The 6,121-nt window shown below is 47.2% G+C and carries 6 protein-coding genes and 2 pseudogenes; 1 reads left to right on the forward strand and 7 read right to left on the reverse strand.

Annotation, left to right across the window (positions count from 1 at the left end; all coding sequences use genetic code 11):
• The 7 genes and pseudogenes from WMO24_RS13410 to WMO24_RS13440 form a co-directional block, all read right to left on the reverse strand.
• The coding region (locus WMO24_RS13410) for a DUF3987 domain-containing protein (protein ID WP_349216876.1) at positions 1–527 on the reverse strand (527 nt) is incomplete at its 3' end.
• A 498-nt stretch (positions 528–1,025) separates the two neighbouring features.
• Entirely contained in the window at positions 1,026–1,889 is an 864-nt protein-coding gene (locus WMO24_RS13415) for an alpha/beta hydrolase (RefSeq protein ID WP_349216877.1), read from the reverse strand.
• Positions 1,890–1,899: 10 nt separating this feature from the next.
• On the reverse strand, positions 1,900–2,712 hold the full coding sequence (locus WMO24_RS13420; protein WP_349216878.1) for a class I SAM-dependent methyltransferase: 813 nt from the start codon (positions 2,710–2,712) through the stop codon (positions 1,900–1,902).
• Positions 2,713–3,013: 301 nt separating this feature from the next.
• On the reverse strand, positions 3,014–3,529 hold the full coding sequence (locus WMO24_RS13425) for a hypothetical protein (RefSeq protein ID WP_349216879.1): 516 nt from the start codon (positions 3,527–3,529) through the stop codon (positions 3,014–3,016).
• A 232-nt stretch (positions 3,530–3,761) separates the two neighbouring features.
• Positions 3,762–3,986, reverse strand: a complete 225-nt coding sequence (locus tag WMO24_RS13430; RefSeq protein ID WP_087181183.1) for a peptidase M50 — start codon at positions 3,984–3,986, stop codon at positions 3,762–3,764.
• Positions 3,987–4,029: 43 nt separating this feature from the next.
• Positions 4,030–4,749 carry an L-2-amino-thiazoline-4-carboxylic acid hydrolase gene (locus tag WMO24_RS13435; RefSeq protein ID WP_204659350.1) on the reverse strand — a complete coding sequence of 240 codons (720 nt, stop codon included), beginning with the start codon at positions 4,747–4,749 and terminating at the stop codon, positions 4,030–4,032.
• Positions 4,750–5,000: 251 nt separating this feature from the next.
• Positions 5,001–5,429 (reverse strand): annotated as a pseudogene (locus tag WMO24_RS13440) (ATP-binding cassette domain-containing protein); the annotation flags it as partial.
• A gap of 23 nt (positions 5,430–5,452) precedes the next feature.
• Here WMO24_RS13440 and WMO24_RS13445 point away from each other — a divergent pair.
• Positions 5,453–6,043: pseudogene (locus WMO24_RS13445) on the forward strand (ATP-binding cassette domain-containing protein); the annotation flags it as partial.
• Positions 6,044–6,121 lie beyond the last annotated feature (78 nt).

The raw sequence follows: 6,121 nt of genomic DNA on the forward strand, positions 1-6,121 counted from the left end.
ACATCAATGTTGGATTTGTTGGAATACCGTCCTGCCATGATGTCAAAGATACCTCCTTCCGTAGAGATCACCGAGAATACCCCGTTGTTAGATGCCATCAAGCTGGTCAGCGCTTCACTGGAACAATCGTCCGCAAAAAAGCGAACCGGCTTTAGTTCTGGAGTTTCTTGCAGCTGCTCCTGAAGCTGCCGCAGCTCCAACTCCATTTCCCGGCTTTCCTTGCGCTCCAGCTTCTTTTGCAGACCAGAGATCTGGCGCTCCAGAGATTCCCGTTGCAAATGGTTTTCCCGTATTTCCATGCTGTGCGCCTTGTTATATTCCTGTTCATACTCATAGAGGAATGTGGTCATATCCCGCATGACGCTGGACTTTCGCTCCCCTGGGGCAGCGATCACTACTGTGTATAGACTTAAGGGCTCGAAGTATCCCGGCGTTCCCTCTAAGATAACCCGTGGATCCCAGAAAAGCTGCGTGAACAGAGCCCACGACGGAAGATTCCGTTGTGGGCTTTGTTTGTGTTGGGGCATATGGGCAGAGTGAGGATTCAATTTGATTCTGTATTTAATCTAAGAAGGTATATAAAATCGCTCAGGGGGGCAATGTGTCATCCACGGTCCTGGTTTTAGGCGGGAACACTTGAACTACCCACAGTTACGTTTTGACCCAATATCCCTATACGCCGCAGCTCACCGGCAGAAAACTTGTCGCTCTACAAGAGGCGATGGCCTCTCTGTCCAATAAAAATAAGGGCCTGTGATGTCTCACAAGCCCTTATTTCTCCCACGTACGGTGTTAAGCCTAATAGGTCCACATTGTGTACCTATTGGACTTGCCCTATCAAGATAGAAGACGAAACCGGAAATAAGGCAAAGCGGCGACGATTAAAAAAGCGAAAACACAAAAATATTTTTCCACCGATCATTATTTGGGCTTCTGCCTTAGAACACTAAAAAGAAACAGCCACTCGAACGGTAATCCCTCCTCGCTATAGTAGAGAAGGGGGCTTTCTCATCGTAACGATTTTTCTATGTACGCTCAGAAATATACACAGTGATATATTCTACATATTCTTCCAATCGAAACAGCAGGGAAAGGTGTCCTCCGGTAAGATTGGTGCATACGGTAGGGTTTGGCATCACGGATATAAGGGCATCCTTGCAGTCTTGTGTGAACGTGGCATCATCCGCAGATAACATCAGCAAAACCCTGTCGTTCCACGTGATAAAGGTCTCTTTTGTCATCCCCAAATAGTTTTGCGTATCGATTAAAAGATCAACCATATGACGCTCATATTCCTTTGTCAACAAATCCATCATAATAGCACAGAATTCTTCCAAGGTCGTTCTTTCTTGTGATGTCAATCCATCTTTTTTTTGATTCAAAACGACTCGTTTTATAGAGTGTTTTACCGCAGAAAATGGAAGGACGGAGAGAAGCTTTTTAAACTTCTCTTGGCTTTTGAGCATATTCATTAAATGTGCATATGCAGCGGGACTCATATCCTTAGAAAGCGAGCAGGTGTTGGAAAGTATCAAACCGTCCACTACTTCCGGATAAAGGGAGGCGATGATCTGCGCCACAACACCTCCAAGAGATTGCCCTACAAACCAGGCTTTCTCGCCAAGGTGCTGCAAAAGCGCAGCCACGGCCTGTGCAAGCTCCTTGTTGTCGGCAAAGCAGATGGGGTAATCAAAAGTAAGGACAGAGAAATCTTTGGCCAGTCGGTCAAAATGCAGATAGAGCAGATCGGACAAACCGATTCCGCCAGTCAGGAGAACAACGGTCGCTTTTGCTTGAGGATTTTTATAGTAGCGGTAGGGAAAGGGTTTTCCGCTGGGTAATACCAGTGTGTCTTCTGGATATTTTTGACGAAATTCTGCGATATTCATTGTCGCTTCCTCACTTTAACAAATTCAGCTGTATCATTTTCACCATGCGCAAAGCATCAGAAACTGTCATGCTGATTTTTGTAGACAATTTCAGACCATTCCTGGGGATGTGGTAATAGTATGGTTCTTCCGCAAGAACCTTGACTTTACCGCCGATTTTTTTAGTCAGATCCGTTGCCGAATCTACATAGAAAAACATCTGCGCATCGGCATGGCCCAATTGCTTCATGTATTTTTTTCGCATCATAGCCATGCCACTTTTGTTTACAGTATCAAAAACAAGCGTTATCTCTCCATATTGCTGCAGTGTTTGCAACAGGCCTACAACCTTGGCCTCCTCAAAATAATGGAACAGCCCCCCGGCGGTGACCAGAATCGGCGCATTTGGCACATCGGCGCGAACTTGTCTGATCCAGTCCTCTGCAAAGGCGTCCCCGGCGAGGTAGGTTTCCCTCTCCGGCTCCGGCAGCAGCTTCCGTCGATACTCCATCACATGAGGCAGATCCACAGCATACCAGTGTGTATGCCCGTTGTCACTGCGATAATAAGCTGTCTCCAGGCCGCAGCCGAGTTGGACGATCACGCCATCCGAACTGCGCTCCAGAAAGGCCTGAACAGTTCGATCCATATTGGAGGATCGGACGGCGGAGGCCAGCAGGGTATACTGGCTCTGGCCGCCCTTTCCAAGCAGGTCGGTCGGAAGCTTATTTTTCAGTTCCAGCGCCTTTTGATCGTACAAAACATTTGGACAGTGCTCACTGGCATAGATTCTGCCCAGCATGGGGACAAACAGCGTGTCTTCTACAACACCTAGCTTGGACATGGTTATCCTCCTGTTTAAGTCTTGATGAATTCTGTAATCAATTTGAATAATCATCCGTCCGCGCCAAGTGCCCGCCGGCTAGGTCTGTCATCGCCGTGAGCTGGGCGACAGATCAACCAGATCACGCTTTGTAAGCCGGAGAGAAGGTGGCACCGCTCTTGCCTGTAAAAGTTACTGTGGAGAAGAGGCGGTGAGTGTTGCAAGCGTCATAAAGAATCTCCTCGCAGAAAAGATAAAATGTGATTTCCTGGATCAGATATAGCGCCGGGCGGGTGGCTACAATCTTCTGCACCTCATAAGATCACCAAAACATATTGATAAGCAGCCCTAGTCCCGCTTGAGCTACTGCCAGGATGGGACACATCAAAAACGGCCATTGGAGAAGGTGCTCCGGCAGAGCGTAGTTCTTCATCCAGTTTTTGAACGTATAATCAGGATGTCCCTCGGTGCCGGGGATGACGAACCGGTTTTTTGCCTTCTTTTGAATCAGCCAGAAATCCAGGAAGAACAGATCACAGAAATTGACCATTATCCACTGGATATACCCAGTCAGGGTCAGACACCAGAATCGTGTTGTCCCGCCATCCAAAGCACTGATCGCACCATAAAGAAGAAGGGGCAGAAGTTCTCCGAAACAGATCCAAAGCCAGTAAGAACGTTTTTCTGTCGCGGTAGGCGGCTCTTTCGCCGCCTTGATGATGGCGGGCGGATAACAAGGGAACATCAGCCTGGGACAATACAGCGCTGCCAACCCGGCGAACAGGTTAAAGTAAGCTGCCATGGCGAGCCCATCTAAAAAAGTGCGCATCCAGTTCATATGCATCCCCTTTCATCTACAAGGGAGTTGTTTAACTAGTTGTTGCTAACCATTTGTGCGTTAAGCACCATGTCTTATCTCGCCGCCCAAGTGTAGCTTATTAATCCGATAGCAAGCTCAGAAGAGCAGGGGAGAACTGGAATCATAACCCTCACAAGAAGAAGCGACATGTTTATGTCCATTGGTTCTACTGTTTTACCGCACAACTCAGTTTCCGATATGCGAAGACCAGTTAATCTGTTATATTGTCTGTCAGGATAAAAAACAATCCGCAAACGAACAGTACAAGAAACAAAATTGCAGGAAGGGATAACCCGTTTTCAAAAATACTTATGATCATTCTTCCCGGTGGTGTTACCCATGCGTTTGCTGGGCTTTGCATCGCAACCATCATCGTTCCAGTAATTCCAATCGTACCACTCAGTGTCAAAAATCCGCCTTTAATCACTCTTTTCATAATGGTTTTCTCCTTTTATGGTACTCCTAACGCGAGGAAAGAATCATTTCAGTGGATCAGATTCATCTAAAATATGCGGAGGCCACACAGCAGGAATTGCTGCGCCGCGTTTCATCTTGAAGTCGCACACGTCATCCCCGGTTGCACAGGTTTTTTCCCGGTACAGAGCAACACCAAAGGCATGGAACATTACATAGTCCAGATTGCACATGTAAGGAAGATACTCCATGTAGCCTCTCGCTTTGCAAAACTCATAGATGGGGCAAACCTGGTTGTGATAGATGACGGGGTACTCTTCTGTGGGGGTCATGGTCTGCGTTACAAAGCTTCCCGGGTTTCTCGCAGCGTTTTCCGCATTCTTTCTGTCTTTGCGATGCAATGCCTTGTTGACAAGATCAGGGCAATGGTTGAACACTCCACCAATCAGTCGGCGCAACGGTCGGGGAACTCTGTCAAAGTACCGCTCATAGAGGGTGGTGGACAGACGTCCCCAGTCTTGGATGGAAAGACCGTATCGTTTTCCCACAACACCAATGGCAATAAAGAACATACAGCCAGTTAGATTTTTCGTTCCGCTGCTTCTGTCGCCACCGATAAAAGGAAAATGTTCCAGCATCTCCTGCTCATAGTACTCCCAAACTTCAGCGAAAATCTGGGGATAGGGCTTTCGGAAAATCTCCTTCAGTTCAGGCTTGACAAGTTTCAGATAATTGTTCATTTCCCGCTGGAGCTTATTCTTGCTTTTTTGATAATACGTGTGCATATAGTTGCCTCCGTATCCCTGTATCCTACCACGATGTTTTCAAACGATGGTTGCCTATTGCTAACTACTTTTACTATACTGCATTCTTGCGTTGCAATCAATCACCTTGTTGATTTTTTTATGTCCACTGTGGCCCATGTGAGAAGCGGATTGATCATTAACATCACCAGACTGCAATGCAGGGAAACGGAAAGACGGCCTGAGTTTTTCAGGCCGTCTCTTAAATCTTATACGCTCCACCCAAGGCTGTCCTGCTGGATGGAGGATTCACTCTCCGGATCCAGGCTGACGGTTGCTTCATCCAGAAGAACAATGGGGGCATTTTTCAGCAGAGCTCTTGCGATGGACAGGCGCTGCCGTTCACCACCGGAAAGAGTGCTCCCGTTTTCTCCCAAAACTGTGTGATATCCGTCCGGCAATTTTTCAATGAATTCATCGCAGTAGGCGGCTTTGGCGACTGCCATAACCTGCTCTTCTGTGGCGTTTAGATTACCGATTTTGATGTTATTATAGACGGTGTCGTTAAAAAGCACTACATCTTGGAACACAAAGGACATATATTCTACCGGGTGCTCCGGATTAAGTTCGCGTAGATCAATTCTGCCAATTTTGACCGTTCCCTGGTTTACATCCCAGAAACGCGCGATGAGTCGGGAGAGGGTACTTTTGCCGCTTCCGCTGGTCCATTTGTAGAAACAGAGCTATGCTCATGCTGGATATGTTTTCCTTTATGATCTTTGGAAGTGTGGAGGCCATGAACAATGCCGCCCATGTATTGGAGGTTATTGATGCTACACTGGATAAATTGGACGGCATTGAACACGCCGACATGATAGACAAAGATGGGAAAGCTATCTCTTTGCAAAACGCAGACATTGCTTTCCGTGATGTGACATTCTCCTACGATACAGTTCCTGTTTTACGGAATATCAGCTTTTCCATCCCACAAAGCAGCACTACGGCCATTATAGGGCCATCTGGCAGCGGCAAGACCACGATTTGTAACCTGATTGCCCGTTTCTATGATGTGGACAGCGGGGAGGTCACAGTAGGCGGTGAGAATGTGCGGAATATGACCTGTGACAGCTTGCTCCGCAATATCTCGATGGTCTTTCAAAAGGTCTATCTGTTCCACGATACCGTTGAGAACAACATCCGTTTCGGCAATCCAAATGCAACCCAGAAAGAAATTATAGAGGCAGCGAAAAAGGCGCAGTGCCACGACTTCATTACGGCGCTTCCCGATGGATATGAAACGGTGATCGGCGAGGGCGGATCTACGATGTCCGGCGGCGGATAAGGTACAATAAGTTTCGCAAATTGAAAAGAGGATAAAAGAAGACATGGTTTGCAGAACTCTGGTAGAATGAAG

Origin of the sequence: Ruthenibacterium intestinale (genome assembly GCF_040096265.1) — a bacterium.
Lineage (GTDB): Bacteria > Bacillota > Clostridia > Oscillospirales > Ruminococcaceae > Ruthenibacterium > Ruthenibacterium komagatae.